The following is a 17,690-nucleotide window of genomic DNA, read 5'->3' on the forward strand; positions in this document are numbered from 1 at the left end:
CAGGGTGATGAACGCGATCGGGCCGGAGAGTCCGGCGGCCACCGTCGCCAGCAGCCACGTCGGCCAGTACCCGTCCAGCAGGTAGCCGCCGGTGCCGGGCAGCGCTTCGGTGGTGAAGTGCGGGGCGTAGGCGAACAGGCCGAGCACCAGCAGGGCCGTCATGCCGATCGACAGGGCGCGGGACATGGTGAGCAGCACCCGGTAGCCGTAGACGGCGCCCGCCACCGTCGCCGCGGCGAGCAGCGCGTAGACCACCCCGTACGCCGCTCCGCCGGCGGGCAGGCCGGCCATCCGGCCGAGTACGCCCACCATCACGTCGCCGCCGATCCACACGGTCAGCGCGGTGTAGCCGAGGGCCAGCAGCAGGCCCACCACCGAGCCGATCAGCCGGCCGCGCACGCCGAACTGCGCGCCGGAGGAGGTGGAGAGGTTGGTCGCGGTGCGCAGTGAGATCAGCGCCAGCGGGGCGGTCAGGACCGTGCCGACCAGGGTGCCCACCACGATCGAGCTGAGCGAGGACCAGAAGTCCAGGCCGAACGCGGGCGGCAGCCAGCCGAACACGATCACGCCCAGGCAGAGGTTGGAGCCGAGCAGGAGCGACACCAGGTCGCGGGGCCCGCTGGTGCGTTCCTCGTCGGGGATGGTGTCGACCCCGCGCTGTTCTATCGGCATGCCCTGATCTCCTTCGACGGCCGCCAGTGTGTTAGATCGACGTTCAATCTCTTTGTTTCGTGTTCCTGCGTCAAGACTTCCTTCGTGGGAAATTCATGTTTAGAGTGCTGTTCAAAACTTGGGGAGGCAAGGAGGTGCCGATTCGTGAGACTCACCCCCACGGAACGTGACCGGCTGCTGCTCTTCGGGGCGGCCGAGCTGGCCCGTGCCCGCCGCGCCCGCGGGCTGCGGCTGAACGTCCCGGAGGCCACCGCGCTGATCGCCGACACCGTCTGCGAGGCAGCCCGGGACGGGGCCCGGCTCGCCGAGGCCGTCGCCCGCGCCCGCGCCGTCCTCGGCCCCGACGACGTGCTGCCCGGCGTCGCCGACGTGGTCACCGAGGTGCACGTCGAGGCCGTCTTCGACGACGGGTCACGACTCGCCGTGGTCTCCGACCCGATCGCGGGCTCACTCGCCGACCGCGCCCCGGGCGCGCTGCTGCCGGGCCCCGAGCACGCCGACCCCGAGCCGGCCGTCCGGCTGACCGTCGTCAACACCGCCACCGTGCCGGTGTCGGTCACCTCCCACTTCCACTTCTTCGAGGCCAATCCCCGGCTCGACTTCGACCGGCGGGCGGCCTACGGCATGCGCCTCGCCGTCCCCGCCGGATCGTCCGTGCGCTTCGGCCCCGGGGAGCGCACCGGGGTCGGGCTCCTCCCGATCGGCGGCGCCCGCGTCGCGATCGGCTTCGCCGGGCTCGTCGACGGGCCCCTGGACGCACCGGGAGCCGCGGAGGAAGCCCTGCGCCGGGCCGCGGCCTGCGGCTACCTGGGCACCGGCACCCCGGGCACCGCACCCGAGGGAGCCGCACGATGAACCCGCAGGAGTACGCCGCCACCCACGGCCCGCGAGCCGGGGACCGGATCCGCCTCGGCGACAGCGGACTGACCGTCCGCGTCGAGGCCGACTCCCAGCAGCGCGGCGACGAGTTCCTGGCCGGCTTCGGCAAGACCGCCCGCGACGGACTGCACCTCAAGGCCGCCGCCGTCCGCGACACCTGCGACGTCGTGATCAGCAACGTCGTCGTCATCGACGCCGTGCAGGGCGTCCGCAAGGTCTCCATCGGCATCCGCGAGGGCCGCATCCACTCCGTCGGCCGGGCCGGCAACCCGGACACCGTCGACGGGGTCGACGTGGTCGTCGGCACCGGTACCTCCATCGTGTCCGGCGAGGGCCTGATCGCCACCGCCGGCGCCGTCGACACACACGTCCACCTGCTGTCGCCGCGCATCATGGAGGCCTCCCTCGCCTCCGGCGTCACCACCGTCATCGGGCAGGAGTTCGGGCCCGTCTGGGGCGTCGGGGTCAACTCGCCGTGGGCGCTGCGGCACGCCTTCAACGCCTTCGACGCCTGGCCGGTGAACATCGGCTTCCTGGGCCGGGGTTCCTCCTCCGACCCGGCCCCGCTGGTGGAGGCGCTGGCCGAGGGAGGGGCGAGCGGCTTCAAGGTGCACGAGGACATGGGCGCCCACACCCGCGCCCTGGACACCGCACTGCGCGTCGCCGAGGAGCACGACGTGCAGGTCGCCCTGCACAGCGACGGGCTGAACGAGTGCCTGTCGGTCGAGGACACCCTCCGGGTCCTGGAGGGCCGCACCATCCACGCCTTCCACATCGAGGGCTGCGGAGGCGGACACGTCCCCAACGTCCTGAAGATGGCCGGCGTGCCGAACGTCATCGGCTCCTCCACCAACCCCACCCTGCCCTTCGGCCGGGACGCCGTCGCCGAGCACTACGGCATGATCGTCTCCGTCCACGACCTGAAGACCGACCTGCCCGGCGACGCCGCCATGGCCCGCGACCGCATCCGCGCCGGCACCATGGGCGCCGAGGACGTGCTGCACGACCTGGGCGCCATCGGCATCACCTCCTCCGACGCCCAGGGCATGGGCCGCGCCGGCGAGACCGTGCGCCGCACCCTCGCCATGGCCGGGAAGATGAAGGCCGAGTTCGGCGCCCCGGACGACCACGACAACGAGCGCGTCCTGCGCTACATCGCCAAGCTGACCCTCAACCCGGCGATCGCCCATGGCCTCTCCCACGAGGTGGGTTCCCTCGAAGCGGGCAAGCTCGCCGACATCGTGCTCTGGCGGCCGGAGTACTTCGGGGCCAAACCGCAGCTCGTACTGAAGGCCGGATTCCCGGCCTACGGCGTGGTCGGCGACCCCAACGCCGCCACCGACACCTGCGAACCCCTCGTGCTCGGACCGCAGTTCGGCGCGCACGGCGCCACCCCGGCCGACCTCTCGGTGGCCTTCGTCGCGCAGGCCGCCCTGGACCAGGGCAACGACCGGATGCCGACCCGACGCCGCCGCGTCGCGGTCCGCGGCACCCGCGGTATCGGCCCCGCCGACCTGCGCCGGAACTCCCGCACCGGATCGGTCGACGTCGACCAGGACACCGGCCTGGTCACCCTCGACGGGGAGCCGCTGCGTTCGGCACCGGCCGACTCCGTCCCCCTCAACCGTCTCTACTTCCTCTGAGGATTACCGATGCCTGCTGCCGCCGACGGCTTCCGGATGCCCGCCGAATGGGCCCCGCACGAGCGGACCTGGATGGCCTGGCCGGGCCCCAACCCCACCTTCGACGACCCCGGGGACCTCGCGGCCGCCCGGACCGCCTGGGCGTCCGTGGCCCGCGCGGTGCGCCGCTTCGAGCCGGTGACGGTGGTCTGCGGCCCGGGCAGCTCGTCCGAGGCGCGGGCCCTGCTGGGCGAGGACGTCGACACCGTCGAACGCGAACTCGACGACGCCTGGATGCGCGACGTCGGCCCCACCTTCCTCACCGACGGCCGCGGCTCGCTGGCCGCCGTCGACTGGACGTTCAACGGCTGGGGTGCCCAGGACTGGGCCCGCTGGGAGCACGACGCGAAGATCGCCGCGCACGTCGGAGACCTGGCCGGCGCACGCACGTACACCTCGCCGCTGGTCAACGAGGGCGGCGCGATCCACGTCGACGGCGAGGGCACGGTGCTGCTGACCGAGACCGTGCAGCTCGGCCCGGAGCGCAACCCGCACTGGAGCCGGGAGCAGGTCGAGGCCGAGATCCACGCCCAGCTCGGCACCCGCAAGGCGATCTGGCTCCCGCGCGGACTGACCGGCGACTACCCCCCGCACGGCTTCGGCACCCTCGGCCACGTCGACATCGTCGCCGCCTTCGCCGCGCCCGGCGTGGTCGTGGCCCACCACCAGCCGGACCCCGCCCACCCCGACCACGAGGTCACCCGGGAGGCCATCGGCCTCCTCGAGGCGGCGACCGACGCCCGGGGCCGCCGCCTGGAGGTCGTCCGGGTGCCCGCGCCCACCGTCCTGGAGGCCGACGGACACTGGGCCGACTACTCCTACATCAACCACTACCTGTGCAACGACGGTGTCGTGCTCTGCGCCTTCGACGACCCGCGGGACGAGATCGCCGCCGGCATCTTCCGCCGCCTCTTCCCCCGGCGGACCGTCACCCTCGTCGACGCCCGTACGATCTTCGCGGGCGGCGGTGGCATCCACTGCATCACCCAGCAGCAGCCGAAGGTGTGATCGGACGAAGGGACACGCGATGGCCGGACCGGGCCGCGCGCGGAGGAACGCCCCGCCGCGCGAGGAGGTGCTGGCCGCCGCCATGGCGATGATCGCCGAACGCGGCCTGGAGAAGCTGACCATGGCGGCCCTCGGCCGCGAGGTCGGCATGTCCGGCGGCCACCTGCTGTACTACTTCCACTCCAAGGACGAACTGCTCCTGCAGACCCTGGAGTGGAGCGAGGGCCGGCTAGGCGCGCGCCGCAGCCGGCTGCTCGCCTCCCCGGCCCCGGCCGCACGGCGGCTGGACGACTACGTCGACCTCTATGTGCCCGACGGCCACCGTGACCCCCACTGGACGCTCTGGCTGGAGGTGTGGAACCGCTCCCTGAACGCCGACGCGGGCGGCCGCGACCGGCAGGCCGCCATCGAGGGCGCCTGGCACCGCGACCTGGTGGCGCTGCTCGCCGAAGGCGTGTCCCGGGGCGAGTTCCGGGCGGTCGACCCGGACCGGTTCGCCGCCCGGCTGCGCGCCCTGCTCGACGGATTCTCCATCCAGGTGGCGATCGGGCTGCGCGGTACCGACCGCGAGCAGGTACTCGGCCATGTCCGAGAGTTCCTCGACGAGTCGCTCGGCCCGGGCGGCCACTGACCGTCCGCCACTGACCGTCCGCCGGCGGGCGTCCCGGCCCGCGCGGCGCTCTGGTGGGCGCCCCGGCCCGTGCGGCGCTCTGGCGGGCGCCCCGGCCCGTGCGGCGCCCCCCGGTCTGTACGGCATCCCGGCTAGGGCGGCGCCCCGGCCGCGCGGTACGCCCGGTCGGAGCGGTACGCCGGCCCGGTCGTGCAGTACCGCCCGGCCCACGGAGCCGCCCGTATCGTGAGACGGCGGCGGAAGCGGGGGCGATTTGTGGTTGACTTCCCCCGTGTTCTCGTTCGCCACGATTATTGGCAGCAGGCGCGCCGGTCCGCAGTGACCGCCCCGCACGACCAGATGCGGGCGGCCACCGTCGTCCTCGACCCGCGCGCAGACCTCTCGCACCCGCGAGAGGTTTTTCGTTTTCCTGGCCCACCCGCAGCCGGGAGGAACGGCGCGAGGGACCATGGGGGGACGGTGGAGCCGGTCATTCCGGTAAGACCGAAGATCCACAACAGGAGCCTTGAGACCATGACCGAGACGGCAACCAGCGAGCGCGACGACTCGTTCCACGTCTTCGACACCACCCTGCGCGACGGCGCCCAGCGGGAGGGCATCAACCTCACCGTCGCCGACAAGCTCGCGATCGCACGGCACCTGGACGACTTCGGCGTCGGCTTCATCGAGGGCGGCTGGCCCGGCGCCAACCCGCGCGACACCGAGTTCTTCGCCCGCGCCCGGCAGGAGATCGACTTCCGGCACGCCCAACTGGTCGCGTTCGGCGCCACCCGCCGGGCCGGCGCCACAGCAGCAGAGGACCCGCAGGTCAACGCGCTGCTGGAATCCGGTGCCCCGGTCGTCACCCTGGTCGCCAAGTCACACGACCGGCATGTGGAACTCGCGCTGCGCACCACGCTGGACGAGAACCTCGCCATGATCCGCGACACCGTCTCCTACCTGCGTTCGCAGGGCCGCCGCGTGTTCGTCGACTGCGAGCACTTCTTCGACGGCTACCGCGCCGACCCCGGGTACGCCAAGTCCGTCGTGAGGACCGCCGCGGAGGCCGGCGCCGACGTGGTGATCCTCTGCGACACCAACGGCGGCATGCTCCCCGCCCAGATCCACGCGGTGGTCTCCACGGTCCTGGCCGACACCGGCGCCCGTCTCGGCATCCACGCCCAGGACGACACCGGATGCGCCGTGGCCAACACCCTCGCCGCGGTGGACGCGGGCGCCACCCACGTCCAGTGCACCGCGAACGGGTACGGCGAGCGGGTCGGCAACGCCAACCTCTTCCCCGTGGTCGCAGCCCTGGAACTGAAGTACGGCAGGCAGGTACTGCCGGAGGGCCGGCTGCGCGAGATGACCCGCATCTCGCACGCCATCGCCGAGGTCGTCAACCTCACCCCCTCCACCCACCAGCCCTACGTCGGCGTCTCCGCCTTCGCGCACAAGGCCGGCCTGCACGCCTCCGCCATCAAGGTCGACCCGGACCTGTACCAGCACATCGACCCCGAGCTGGTCGGCAACACCATGCGGATGCTGGTCTCCGACATGGCCGGCCGCGCCTCCGTCGAGCTCAAGGGCAAGGAACTGGGCATCGACCTCGGCGGCGACCGCGACCTGGTCGGCCGGGTGGTGGAGCGGGTCAAGGAGCACGAACTCAAGGGCTACACCTACGAGGCCGCCGACGCCTCCTTCGAACTGCTCCTGCGCGCCGAGGTGCAGGGCAGGCCCCTGAGCTACTTCCGGGTCGAGTCCTGGCGCGCGATCGTCGAGGACCGCCCCGACGGCACCCACGCCAACGAGGCCACCGTCAAGCTCTGGGCCAAGGGCGAGCGCATCGTCGCCACCGCGGAGGGCAACGGCCCGGTCAACGCCCTGGACCGCGCCCTGCGCGTCGGACTGGAGCGGATCTACCCCCAGCTCGCCAGGCTGGAACTGGTCGACTACAAGGTCCGCATCCTCGAGGGCAAGCACGGCACCCAGTCCACGACCCGGGTGCTGATCTCCACCGGCGACGGCAGCGGCGAGTGGTCCACCGTGGGCGTCGCCGACAACGTCATCGCCGCGTCCTGGCAGGCCCTGGAGGACGCCTACACCTACGGCCTGCTGCGGGCCGGGGTACGGCCCGCCGAGTAGCCCTCCCGGCAGCCCCTTCCGGTGCCGCGGCGGCTCACCCCGGGGCGCCGCCGAGAGCAGGGACGCCGATGCACCGGCGGCCTGTCCCTCCGGTGCCTCGCCGCGGCGGCCGCGGCCGCAACCGGAGGGACGGGCCGCCGGAGAGCCGGACGGCCCGGGGCGGAGGCCGGGGACGGGCCCCGCACGCCCGCCCCGCGGGCCGGGGCCGGGGACGCCGGCTCCCGCCGCGCCCCGGGAACCCCGGGCCGACGGGCCCGGGTCGTACGCCCGGCCGCGTCACAGGGCGGGATGGCGCTGCCGCGGCGCCGGCACCCCTTCGGCTCCCTGGTCGCGTCCCGGCTGCCGGTCCGCACGGAGCAGCCCCAACGGGCCGGGGCGCTGCCCGGAGGCCGGGGTCGTGGAACGGGTCAGCTCCTCGATCCCGTCGGCCAGATAGCCCGACCAGGCCATGCTCTCCTCCTCCAGGATCCGCTGGGCGTCCGACCGCAGCCGCTCGATCACCCCCAGCAGCGCCGCCTGCTCCTTGTCGCTCGGTGACTCGGTGGTCCGCAGATAGGCCTGCGCCCAGTCGGCCTGCGCCTTCTTCAGGACCTTCTGCAGGGCCAGCTCGCTGCGGATGTAGCGGGTCCAGGACGCGGAGAAGCCGAAGATCCGGTCGAACAGCACGCAGCCGGCGCCGCCCGCCAGGAAGACGAAGCCCCACTCCGGCTGCACGGACGCCGGTGCGGCGGAGTGCACCAGCGGAGTGAGGGTCCCCGCGATGCCCAGCAGCACGGCGAGCGCGCGCAGCGCCCGCGAGCACAGGGCCGGGCGCCGGCGCCGGGCGAGGTACCAGCCGACGGCCGCGATCACCTCGCCCTCCGCGTGCCGGAACAGCTCCAGCAGCAGTTCGCTCCGCGTCCGCGACCGATCCAGCTCGGCCAGTGCGGACACCGTGGTGTCCGCGACCCCGCCTCTGCCCTTGCTCTCCAACTCCGCCCCCTTCGATCCGGCCGGCCGGCCCGGCACCCCGGTGCATCGTAGGGCCGACCGGGGTCACCCTAGGAGGACAGCCGCCACTTCTGGTTGTCGGCGCCGGTACAGCTCCAGATCTGCGCCCGGGCGCCGTTCGCCGACGACCGGTCCGTCACGTCCAGGCACCTGTCCGCGGGGAGGTTCACCACGTCCCCCGTCCCCGCGTCGTAGGACCACTGCTGCGCGCCGGTGCCGTTGCAGGTGTACAGCTGCACCTTCGCCCCGTCGGCCGTCGAACCGCCGGACACGTCCAGGCACTTGCCGAGCGCGCGGATCGAACCGTCCGGCCGCACGGTCCACTGCTGGGCGGCGGTGCCGTTGCAGTCGTAGAGCTGCACCGGTGTGCCGTCGGCCGTCGAACCGCCCGCCACGTCCAGGCACTTGCCGGCCAGTCCGACGAAGGAGCCGGTGCGGTCGCCGCCGTCGGACCGGGTGCCCGACCAGGTGAAGGTCGCCGAGGTCCGGCCCGGCAGCGTGTAGGTGGCGTGCTGCCCGCCCCAGCCGATGGTCACCGTCCGGGCCGCCGTGGAACCGTTGTACGCGATCAGCGCCTTGGAGCCGTCCGGGTTGCGCCAGGCCACGTTGGGCACCGCCGACGACGCGGTCGAGGCGATCCGTCGGGCGCCGGGCCGGACGAACCTGGTCAGCTGCCCCATGTCGTAGTACTCGACCGTGTAGTCGACCCGGCCGCTGCGGTCGTCCCCGTCGTGCACGGTGATCAGCCCGCTGCAGGTGCCGCAGCCGCCGTTGTGCGGTCCGCGGTCCTGGTCCACGGCCAGCGACCACTTGGTCACCGACTTCGCCCAGTTGCGGGTGTAGTCGACGATGTTCAGCATGTCCTCGCGCTGCTGGTCGGCGATCCACGTCCCACCGGAGTGCTCGGTGCCGAAGGCGTCCAGTTCCGGGTACCTGTCGTGCACGGCGGTCTGCTCGCCCACGTCGCCGCCGTACCCGTGCCAGGCGATGCCCCCGAAGTTGGGATGGCTGCGCACGGCGGGGTCGTCCACGGTCCGCGCCGCGTAGCCGTCGTAGGCGTCCCAGTTCCAGTCGTGCGCCAGCACCTTGGTGTCCAGCCCCGCCGCCTGCAGTTTCGGCAGCAGCTCGTTCTTGGTGAAGTACGCCAGACCGGAGGCGTTCCAGCTCATCGACGGGTAGCCCGAGCAGCAGGTCGGTTCGTTCTGCGCCGTCACGTACGAGACGGGCACGCCCTGGTCCCGGTACGCCTGGAGGTACTTGACGAAGTACGAGGCGTACGTGCCGTAGTACTCGGCTTTCAGCCAGCCGCCGTCGAGCCTGCCGCCGTCCTTCATCCAGGCGGGAGCGGTCCACGGCGACGCCATCACCGTCAGGGAGGGGTTGAGCTGCAGCGCCTGCCGGGTGAGCGGGACGACGTCGGCGAGGTCGTGCGCGACGGAGAAGCCCGCCAGGTCCGGGTCGGTCTGCCCGGCCGGCACGTCGTCGTAGGTGTAGCCGTAGCGGGCCAGGTCGGAGGCGCCCATCGGGTTGCGCAGGAAGGACAGCCCGATGCCGTCCGACGGCGAGAACAGCTTGCGCATGGTCGCGTCCCGGGTGGCCGGGGACAGCGCCCCGCTGCTGTTCATCAGCCAGGCCGCGGTGTCGGTGAAGGAGGCGCCGCCGCCGGTGAAGGTCTGGTAGCGGGTGTCCTCGTCGACGGTGATGTTCTCGCCACCACCGCCGCCGCCCGGTTGGAAGGCGAACGGCGCCTGCGGCTCCAGGCCGCGCACCACATGGCGCCCGGCGTCGTCGTCGGTCGTGGTGAGCCAGACCGTGACCTGCTCGCCGGCCGCCCGCGCGGGTGCGGTGGCCGCCGTGACGCCGGCCGTGGTGAGCAGTCCGGCGAGCAGCAGCCGGACCACCCGGAGGGATCTCTGCATGTGCGCCGCCCTTCGTGAGGTGGGGGAGTGGGGCGTGCGAGCGGTGAGTAAATGACGGCGTCCACGGCGCGTCAAGGGGGTGCGTGTTCGGTTTCCGAATGCACAACGCCCCTGATTCCGCCGTGCGTTGCCGGCGTATCAGTTCTGACGTGAAGTCTTGACGGGGCTACGGGACCGCAGTTAACTCACGCTTTGATCTAAGCCATGAAAGCCCTGTGAGGACCCTGAGAGCCGAGGGAAGGTCCATGCGAAGAACCGCCCTGCTCGCCTCCGCCACCCTCCTGACCGCACTGCTCCCGCTGGCCACCGCCCGCGCCGCCGAGGCCCCCGCCCCCACTCCCGTCGACCGCTTCGAGGGCGAGGTCCCCTTCGCCTCCCAGCCCGCCGAGGGCATCTTCACCTGGGGAAGCGACGCCGACGACCCGCCGGACCTGCAACTCACCGCCCGGTCCGACGCCCCCGAGGGCGACAAGGTGCTCAGCGGCACCTACGACATCAGCGGCTACGGCGGCTTCACCCACGACTACGCCGCCGACGCCCCCGCCCACGACTGGTCCGCCCACCGGGGCGTCCGCTTCTGGTGGGACGGGCAGGACGACGGCGAGAAGATCGCCTTCGAGATCAAGGACGGCGGTACCGACGGTGAGGCGTCCGAGCTCTGGACGACCTCCTTCACCGACGACTTCGCAGGCTGGAAACAGGTCGAGCTGCCCTTCACCGACTTCACCTACCGAACCGACTACCAGCCGGTCGGCGGGATCGACCACGTCCTCGGCCTCACCGAGATGTGGGGCTACGCCGTCACCCTCCCGGTCGGCACCCCGGGCCGCTTCGCCATGGACGACGTCGAACTGTACGGCAGGGCCGACCAGGCGCTGCGCGCCTCCGTCAGCACCGACGCCACCGTCCACCCGGTCGCCGAGGGGGACACCGCGCAGGTGCGCGTCACCGTCGCCACCACCGGCTCGGCCCCCCTCGACGAACCCGTGACCGTCGCCTACCGCACCGGCGCCGGCACCGCCGATCCCGGCCGGGACTACACCCCCGTCTCCGGCACCCTCACCTTCCCGGCGGGCACCGCCTCGGGCACCTCCCGCACGATCGGCGTCCGCACCCTGAAGGACGACTCCGCCGAGACCGCCGAGACCGTCCCGCTGGCCCTCACGGTCACCGGAGCCCGGCCCCCCGCCGAGACCCCGCAGGTGGTCATCGACGCGCACGGGCTGCCGTACCTCGACTCCCGGCTCCCGGTGCGCGAACGCGTCGCCGACCTGGTGTCCCGCATGACGCTGGAGGAGAAGGCCGGCCAGATGACCCAGGCCGAGCGCGGGGCGCTGACCACCCCCGGCGACATCGCGGCCTACGACCTGGGCTCCCTGCTCTCCGGCGGCGGCTCCACGCCGACCCCGAACACGCCCGCCGCCTGGGCGAGGATGATCGACTCCTTCCAGCTCCGGGCGCAGGCGACCCGCCTCCAGATCCCGCTGATCTACGGCGCCGACGCGGTCCACGGCCACAACAACCTGGTCGGCGCCACGATCATGCCGCACAACATCGGGCTGGGAGCGACCCGAGACCCGGACCTGGCCCGGCGGACCGGCGCCGTCACCGCCGCCGAGGTCCGCGCCACCGGTGTCTCCTGGGACTTCGCGCCCTGCCTGTGCGTCACCCGCGACGAGCGCTGGGGCCGCTCCTACGAGTCCTTCGGCGAGGACCCCGCCCTCGTCCAGTCCATGGAGACGATCATCCAGGGGCTCCAGGGCAGGGCCGACGGACGCGACCTGGACCGCGGCGACAAGGTCCTCGCCACCGCCAAGCACTTCGTCGGCGACGGCGGCACCGCCTTCGGCTCCTCCACCACCGGGACGTACACCATCGACCAGGGCGTCACCAGGGTCACCCGGCAGCAGCTGGAGGCCGTCCACCTGGCTCCCTTCCGGACCGCCGTGGACCGGGGGATCGGCTCCGTGATGCCGTCCTACTCCTCGCTGGACATCATCGGCGACGGCAAGGGACCGGTGAAGATGCACGCCCGGGCCGACATGATCAACGGTGTGCTCAAGGACCGTATGGGCTTCGACGGCTTCGTCATCAGCGACTGGGCGGCCATCGACCAGATCCCGGGCGACTACGCCTCCGACGTGCGTACGGCGGTCAACGCCGGCCTCGACATGATCATGGTTCCGTACGCCTACCGGGACTTCCGCTCCACGCTGGTCGCCGAGGTGCGGGCGGGACGCATCAGCCGGGCCCGGATCGACGACGCCGTCTCCCGCATCCTGACGCAGAAGTTCAGGCTGGGGTTGTTCGAGCACCCCTACGCCGACACCCGCGGCGCCGACCGCATCGGCTCCGCCGCCCACCGGGCCGTCGCCCGCCGGGCGGCCGCCGAGTCGCAGGTGCTGCTGAAGAACGCCGGCGGGCTGCTGCCGCTCAAGCGCTCCCAGAGGGTGTACGTCGCCGGTTCCAACGCCGACGACATCGGCAACCAGACCGGCGGCTGGACCATCACCTGGCAGGGGTCCTCCGGGGACATCACCCCCGGCACCACGATCCTGGACGCGATGCGCAAGGACGCGGGCGACCTGACGTACTCCCGCGACGCGTCCGCGCCGACCGACGGATACGACGTCGGCGTGGTCGTCGTCGGGGAGACCCCGTACGCCGAAGGGGTCGGAGACGTCGGCAACGGCAACGACCTGGAACTGTCCGCGACCGACAAGGCGGCCGTGGACAAGGTCTGCGCGGCGATGAAGTGCGCCGTCCTGATCGTCTCCGGGCGCCCGCAGCTCATCGGCGACCGGCTCGGGGACATCGACGCCCTGGTGGCCTCCTGGCTGCCGGGCACCGAGGGCGACGGCGTCGCCGACGTCCTCTACGGCAAGCGGCCCTTCACCGGGCAACTGCCGGTCACCTGGCCGAGGTCCGAGGCACAGCTGCCGATCAACGTCGGTGACACCGCCTACGACCCGCAGTTCCCCTTCGGCTGGGGCCTGACCACGCGCACCCCCGTGCCGCACGGCGGCGCCGTCACCCTGCGGGTCCTCGGCTACGCGGCGCGGGCCGCCGAGCGGACCGGGGCGGACCGGATGGGGCGCGCCCTGGTCACCGAGGCCCGGCTGATCGTCCAGCGCAGCACCGGCGGCACCATCACGGCGGCGGTGGCGAAACCCTTCGCCGACGCCGACCACCTGCTGCTGACCGGACGGTACGCCGAGGCCGTGCGGGAACTGGCCGCCGCCTACCGGGCCGGCTGACCGGGGCGCGGCCCCGCCCGGGCCGCGCCCCGGTCCCGGGGGCTTCGGGTAGCTTCGAAGTATGAAGGCCGTGAAACGGACCCGAAGCCTTCCGGGACTGCTGCTGGCCCTCGTCCTGGCGGCGGTGCCCGTGCTGCCCGCGGTCGCGGCGGCGACCGGAACGCCGTCCGCGTCCCCGGCGGCCGCGGCCCCTGCCGCCGGGGCCCCTGCCGCCGGGGCCCGTGCCGCCACCGACACCGGCGTCTCGACGATCGCCCGGGCCCTGCGGGAGCGGCCGGTGTACGTCGACCCGGCCGCCGCCGGCCAGCTCGCGCCCGCGGACGCCGACGCCCTGGCGAAGAAGATCGAGGACGCGGACAAACCGCTCTTCGTGGCCGTGCTGCCGGCCGGCTACCCCACCGAGAACCTCTTCACCGACCTGCGGACCGCCACCGGCGTCACCGGTGCCTACGCGATCCGCCTCGGCAGCCGCTTCGACGCCCGCGCCGACCACCAGGTGCTGTCCCGTGACGCCGTGCGCAACCTGGTCACCAGCGTCCGGGGCGAACCCGACGCCGCCACCCAGCTCACCGACTTCACCGACCGGGCGCTGACCACCATGACCGGTTCGGCACCGGCGAGCTGGGGCTCCTCGGGCGGCGGCAGCGGCGTCTCCTCCGCCGCGCTGATCACCGCCGCCGCGGTGCTCGCGGCGGGCGGGGCGGCCGCGTACGGGCTGGTGCGTCGCAACCGCCGCCGGCACGCGGAGGAGCAGCGCGCGGCCCTGGAGAAGCTCCGGGTCGTCGTCGACGAGGACATCACCGCCTTCGGTGAGGAACTGGACCGCCTCGACTTCCACCCGGCCGAGCCGGGCGCCGACGACGCGATGCGCGCGGACTACGAACGGGCCCTGGACGCCTACGAGTCGGCGAAGACACACATGGCGGCGGCAGGCAGACCCGAGGACGTCCGCGACGTCACCGGGGCGCTGGAGGACGGCCGTTTCAGCCTGGCCCTGCTCGCGGCCCGCCGCGAGGGCCGCGAGCTGCCCGAACGGCGCCCACCCTGCTTCTTCGACCCGCGTCACGGCCCCTCGACCGCCGACGCCACCTGGACCCCGCCCGCCGGCACCCCGCGCGAGGTGCCGGTCTGCGCCGCGGACGGTGCCCGCCTCGCCGACGGCCGGGACCCGGCGGTCCGCGAGGTCGACACCGGTGCGGGGCGCCGTCCCTACTGGGAGGCGGGCCCGGCGTACGGTCCCTGGGCCGGGGGCTACTTCGGCGGCGGCATCCTGCCCGGTCTGCTCGTCGGCACCATGCTGGGGAACATGATGGCGGCCCCGGCCTACGCGGCCGACTACGGCGCCGGCTACGGGGACTTCGGCGCCGGCGGATACGAGGGCGGCGACCTGTCCGGGGCAGACTTCGACCCCGGTGACTTCGGGGGGTTCGGCGGAGGTTTCGACGGGGGCGGCGGGTTCGACGGCGGAGGGGACTTCGGCGGAGGGTTCTGAGGGCGTTCGCAGGAGCCTGCGCAGCGCGCGGGGTTCCACGTCAGGCGCCGGTGCGCGAGTGGGGCGCGGGACCGGCGCGCGGGGGAGAGGAGGGGGCCGGACGTGGCCGGGCGGGGGTTCACGCGGCCCTGCAGCCGTGCGAACCCCCGCCCGGGGATGTGCCCGCCCGCGGGTACTACGCGTTGCGGACGGCCGAGATGTCGAAGGTGAGCCTGATCTTGTCCGAGACCAGCACGCCGCCGGTCTCCAGGGCCGCGTTCCAGGTGAGGCCCCACTCGGAGCGCAGCAGTTCCGCCTTGCCCTCGAAGCCGACGCGCTCGTTGCCGAAGGGGTCCCTGGCCGCGCCGTTGAACTCCAGGTCGATGGTGATCGGCCCGGTGACGCCCAGGATGGTGAGGTCGCCGGTGATGCGGTAGTCGTCACCGCCGAGGGCCTCCGCCCCGGTGGAGCGGAAGGTCATCGTCGGGTACTCGTCCGTCTTGAAGAAGTCGGCGCTCTTCAGGTGGCCGTCCCGGTCGGCCGAGCCGGTGTCGATGCTGTCCATCGTGATGTCGAGCGAGGCGGTGGAACGGCCCGGCTCGGCCCCGTCGAGGTGCAGGCTGCCGCTGAAGTCGAGGAACTTGCCCTTCACGTTGGTGACCATGGCGTGCCGGGCGACGAAACCGAGCGTCGAGTGGGACGGGTCGATCGTGTAGTCGCCGGTCAGTGCGGCCAGCTCCGGGCCGGCGGCGGTCGCCGTGGCGGCCCCGGTGGCGGTGGCGGCGGTGGTGGTGTCCTTGCGGCCGAAGATCCCCATGGCGTGCTCCTCGCTCGGTGGTCGGTCCACCCGGTGGCCGGTCGGCCCCGGGTAGGTCGTTTAACGTTCAATCATGCTCAACGGGATCGACGCTAGACCTATTCCGTACAACTTTCAACTTCATCTGCGAGGGTGTGCCACGGTCGTCCCGCGCGGCGGCTAAGCTCCCGGTGTCACCCCGGTGATGGCATCGGCGCGAGGGGATACGGGCCCGCTCCCGGCTCCGCCACTTGTGTGACCCCTACAAGGCTGTCGCCCTCTGAGCAGTCGAAATGCCTGCACGTCCCCGAGGTTCTGTTCAGGGGTGCCAGGAAAACACGCCCGAGACTGTACGGAGTCGACGGCTCGCTTTTCTTGGTCGGCTTCGTAAGGTCGCTACATGACCGTTTTGGAAGAGACGACGGGTGAGCCGAGCGGCGAGCCGGCCGACGCGCACGGGCGGGTCGCCGAGCTGCACGGGATCCGCGCACGTGCGGTGGCCGGTCCGAGCGAGAAGGCGACCGAGGCGCAGCGTGCCAAGGGCAAGCTGACGGCTCGGGAGCGTATCGAGCTGCTGCTGGACCCGGGGTCCTTCCGGGAGGTCGAGCAGTTGCGCCGGCACCGGGCCAACGGCTTCGGGCTGGAGGCCAAGAAGCCGTACACCGACGGTGTCGTCACCGGCTGGGGCACGGTCGAGGGCCGCACGGTCTTCGTCTACGCCCACGACTTCCGCATCTTCGGCGGTGCGCTGGGCGAGGCCCACGCCGCGAAGATCCACAAGATCATGGACATGGCCATCGCGGCCGGTGCGCCCCTGGTGTCGCTGAACGACGGCGCGGGCGCCCGGATCCAGGAGGGCGTCTCGGCGCTCGCCGGCTACGGCGGCATCTTCCAGCGCAACACCCGGGCGAGCGGGGTCATCCCCCAGATCAGCGTCATGCTCGGTCCCTGCGCGGGCGGTGCGGCCTACAGCCCGGCACTGACGGACTTCGTGTTCATGGTGCGGGACACCTCGCAGATGTTCATCACCGGCCCGGACGTGGTCAAGGCGGTCACCGGCGAGGAGATCACCCAGAACGGGCTCGGCGGGGCGGACGTGCACGCGGAGACCTCGGGGGTGTGCCACTTCGCCTACGACGACGAGGAGACGTGCCTGGCCGAGGTCCGCTACCTGCTGTCGCTGCTGCCGCAGAACAACCGGGAGAACCCGCCCCGCACCGAGTGCGCCGACCCGGCCGACCGGCGTGGCGACGGCCTCCTGGACCTGGTGCCGGCGGACGGCAACCGGCCCTACGACATGGTCAAGGTCATCGAGGAGATCGTCGACGACGGCGACTACCTCGAGGTCCACGAGCGCTGGGCCCGCAACATCATCTGCGCCCTGGCCCGGATGGACGGCCGGGTCGTCGGCATCATCGCCAACCAGCCGCAGGTCCTGGCGGGCGTACTCGACATCGAGGCGAGCGAGAAGGCCGCCCGGTTCGTGCAGATGTGCGACGCGTTCAACATCCCCATCGTCACCCTGCTCGACGTACCCGGCTTCCTGCCCGGCGTCGACCAGGAGCACGGCGGCATCATCCGGCACGGGGCGAAGCTGCTGTACGCGTACTGCAACGCGACCGTGCCGCGGATCTCCCTGATCCTGCGCAAGGCCTACGGCGGCGCCTACATCGTCATGGACTCCCAGTCCATCGGCGCCGACCTGACCTACGCCTGGCCGACCAACGAGATCGCCGTCATGGGCGCCGAGGGCGCGGCCAACGTCATCTTCCGCCGCCAGATCGCCCAGGCCGACGATCCGGAGGCCATGCGCCAGAAGATGGTCAAGGAGTACAAGTCCGAGCTGATGCACCCCTACTACGCCGCCGAGCGCGGCCTGGTCGACGACGTGATCGACCCCGCCGAGACCCGTCAGGTCCTCATCGACTCGCTGGCCATGCTCCAGACCAAGCACGCCGACCTGCCCTCCCGCAAACACGGCAACCCGCCGCAGTAACCCCGCCGATCCCCCGCGGTCGCTGCGCGGAAACCTCTTCCAGGGAGAATGACAGCCATGAACAGCATCGACATCCGCGTCGAGAAGGGCCATGCCGAGGCCGAGGAGGTCGCCGCCCTCACGGCGATCCTGCTCGCCCGGGCCGCCGCCCGCTCCGCCGCCGACACCGCCCCCGCCCACCGCGGCCGGCAGCGGGCCGGCTGGCGCCGCCTGGAACGCGAATCCGGCTTCCGCGCCCCGCACAGCTGGCGCTGACGGACGCCGG

The 17,690-nt window shown here is 72.6% G+C and carries 13 protein-coding genes; 9 read left to right on the top strand and 4 right to left on the bottom strand.

What is annotated here, in order from left to right; translation table 11 throughout:
• A partial coding sequence (locus ACL02U_RS31615; RefSeq protein ID WP_412794437.1) for a cytosine permease occupies positions 1-672 on the bottom strand: 672 nt, incomplete at its 3' end.
• Positions 673-816: 144 nt separating this feature from the next.
• On the opposite strand from ACL02U_RS31615, the gene ureA reads away from it, so the two are divergent.
• From ureA to cimA, 5 genes are all read left to right on the top strand, one after another.
• On the top strand, positions 817-1,527 hold the full coding sequence (gene ureA, locus ACL02U_RS31620; RefSeq protein ID WP_412794438.1) for an urease subunit gamma: 711 nt from the start codon (positions 817-819) through the stop codon (positions 1,525-1,527).
• Positions 1,524-3,194, top strand: a complete 1,671-nt coding sequence (locus ACL02U_RS31625) for an urease subunit alpha (protein ID WP_412794439.1) — start codon at positions 1,524-1,526, stop codon at positions 3,192-3,194. The genes ureA and ACL02U_RS31625 overlap by 4 nt, the downstream gene beginning before the upstream one ends.
• Positions 3,195-3,203: 9 nt before the next feature.
• Positions 3,204-4,241, top strand: coding sequence for an agmatine deiminase family protein (locus ACL02U_RS31630; protein WP_412794440.1), 1,038 nt, complete (start codon positions 3,204-3,206; stop codon positions 4,239-4,241).
• Positions 4,242-4,260: 19 nt separating this feature from the next.
• A complete protein-coding gene (locus tag ACL02U_RS31635) occupies positions 4,261-4,872 on the top strand; it encodes a TetR/AcrR family transcriptional regulator (protein WP_412794441.1) in 612 nt (203 codons plus the stop codon).
• A 513-nt stretch (positions 4,873-5,385) separates the two neighbouring features.
• On the top strand, positions 5,386-6,996 hold the full coding sequence (cimA, locus tag ACL02U_RS31640) for a citramalate synthase (RefSeq protein ID WP_412794442.1): 1,611 nt from the start codon (positions 5,386-5,388) through the stop codon (positions 6,994-6,996).
• 276 nt (positions 6,997-7,272) lie between these two features.
• Here cimA and ACL02U_RS31645 read toward each other — a convergent pair whose 3' ends face one another.
• Positions 7,273-7,968 carry an SLATT domain-containing protein gene (locus ACL02U_RS31645; protein WP_412794443.1) on the bottom strand — a complete coding sequence of 232 codons (696 nt, stop codon included), beginning with the start codon at positions 7,966-7,968 and terminating at the stop codon, positions 7,273-7,275.
• A gap of 68 nt (positions 7,969-8,036) precedes the next feature.
• A complete protein-coding gene (locus ACL02U_RS31650; protein WP_412794444.1) occupies positions 8,037-9,905 on the bottom strand; it encodes a ricin-type beta-trefoil lectin domain protein in 1,869 nt (622 codons plus the stop codon).
• Positions 9,906-10,150: 245 nt separating this feature from the next.
• Between ACL02U_RS31650 and ACL02U_RS31655 the strand changes: the two genes are divergently transcribed.
• Entirely contained in the window at positions 10,151-13,162 is a 3,012-nt protein-coding gene (locus ACL02U_RS31655) for a glycoside hydrolase family 3 protein (RefSeq protein ID WP_412794445.1), read from the top strand.
• Between the two features lie 61 nt (positions 13,163-13,223).
• A complete protein-coding gene (locus ACL02U_RS31660) occupies positions 13,224-14,654 on the top strand; it encodes a hypothetical protein (protein ID WP_412794446.1) in 1,431 nt (476 codons plus the stop codon).
• Positions 14,655-14,829: 175 nt separating this feature from the next.
• Here ACL02U_RS31660 and ACL02U_RS31665 read toward each other — a convergent pair whose 3' ends face one another.
• On the bottom strand, positions 14,830-15,450 hold the full coding sequence (locus ACL02U_RS31665) for a YceI family protein (protein ID WP_412794447.1): 621 nt from the start codon (positions 15,448-15,450) through the stop codon (positions 14,830-14,832).
• A gap of 379 nt (positions 15,451-15,829) precedes the next feature.
• Between ACL02U_RS31665 and ACL02U_RS31670 the strand changes: the two genes are divergently transcribed.
• Entirely contained in the window at positions 15,830-17,425 is a 1,596-nt protein-coding gene (locus tag ACL02U_RS31670) for an acyl-CoA carboxylase subunit beta (RefSeq protein ID WP_412794448.1), read from the top strand.
• 57 nt (positions 17,426-17,482) lie between these two features.
• Positions 17,483-17,680 carry an acyl-CoA carboxylase epsilon subunit gene (locus ACL02U_RS31675; protein ID WP_412794449.1) on the top strand — a complete coding sequence of 66 codons (198 nt, stop codon included), beginning with the start codon at positions 17,483-17,485 and terminating at the stop codon, positions 17,678-17,680.
• The last annotated feature ends 10 nt before the right edge of the window (positions 17,681-17,690 follow it).

The organism is Streptomyces sp. MS06 (assembly GCF_047200655.1).
GTDB lineage: Bacteria > Actinomycetota > Actinomycetes > Streptomycetales > Streptomycetaceae > Streptomyces.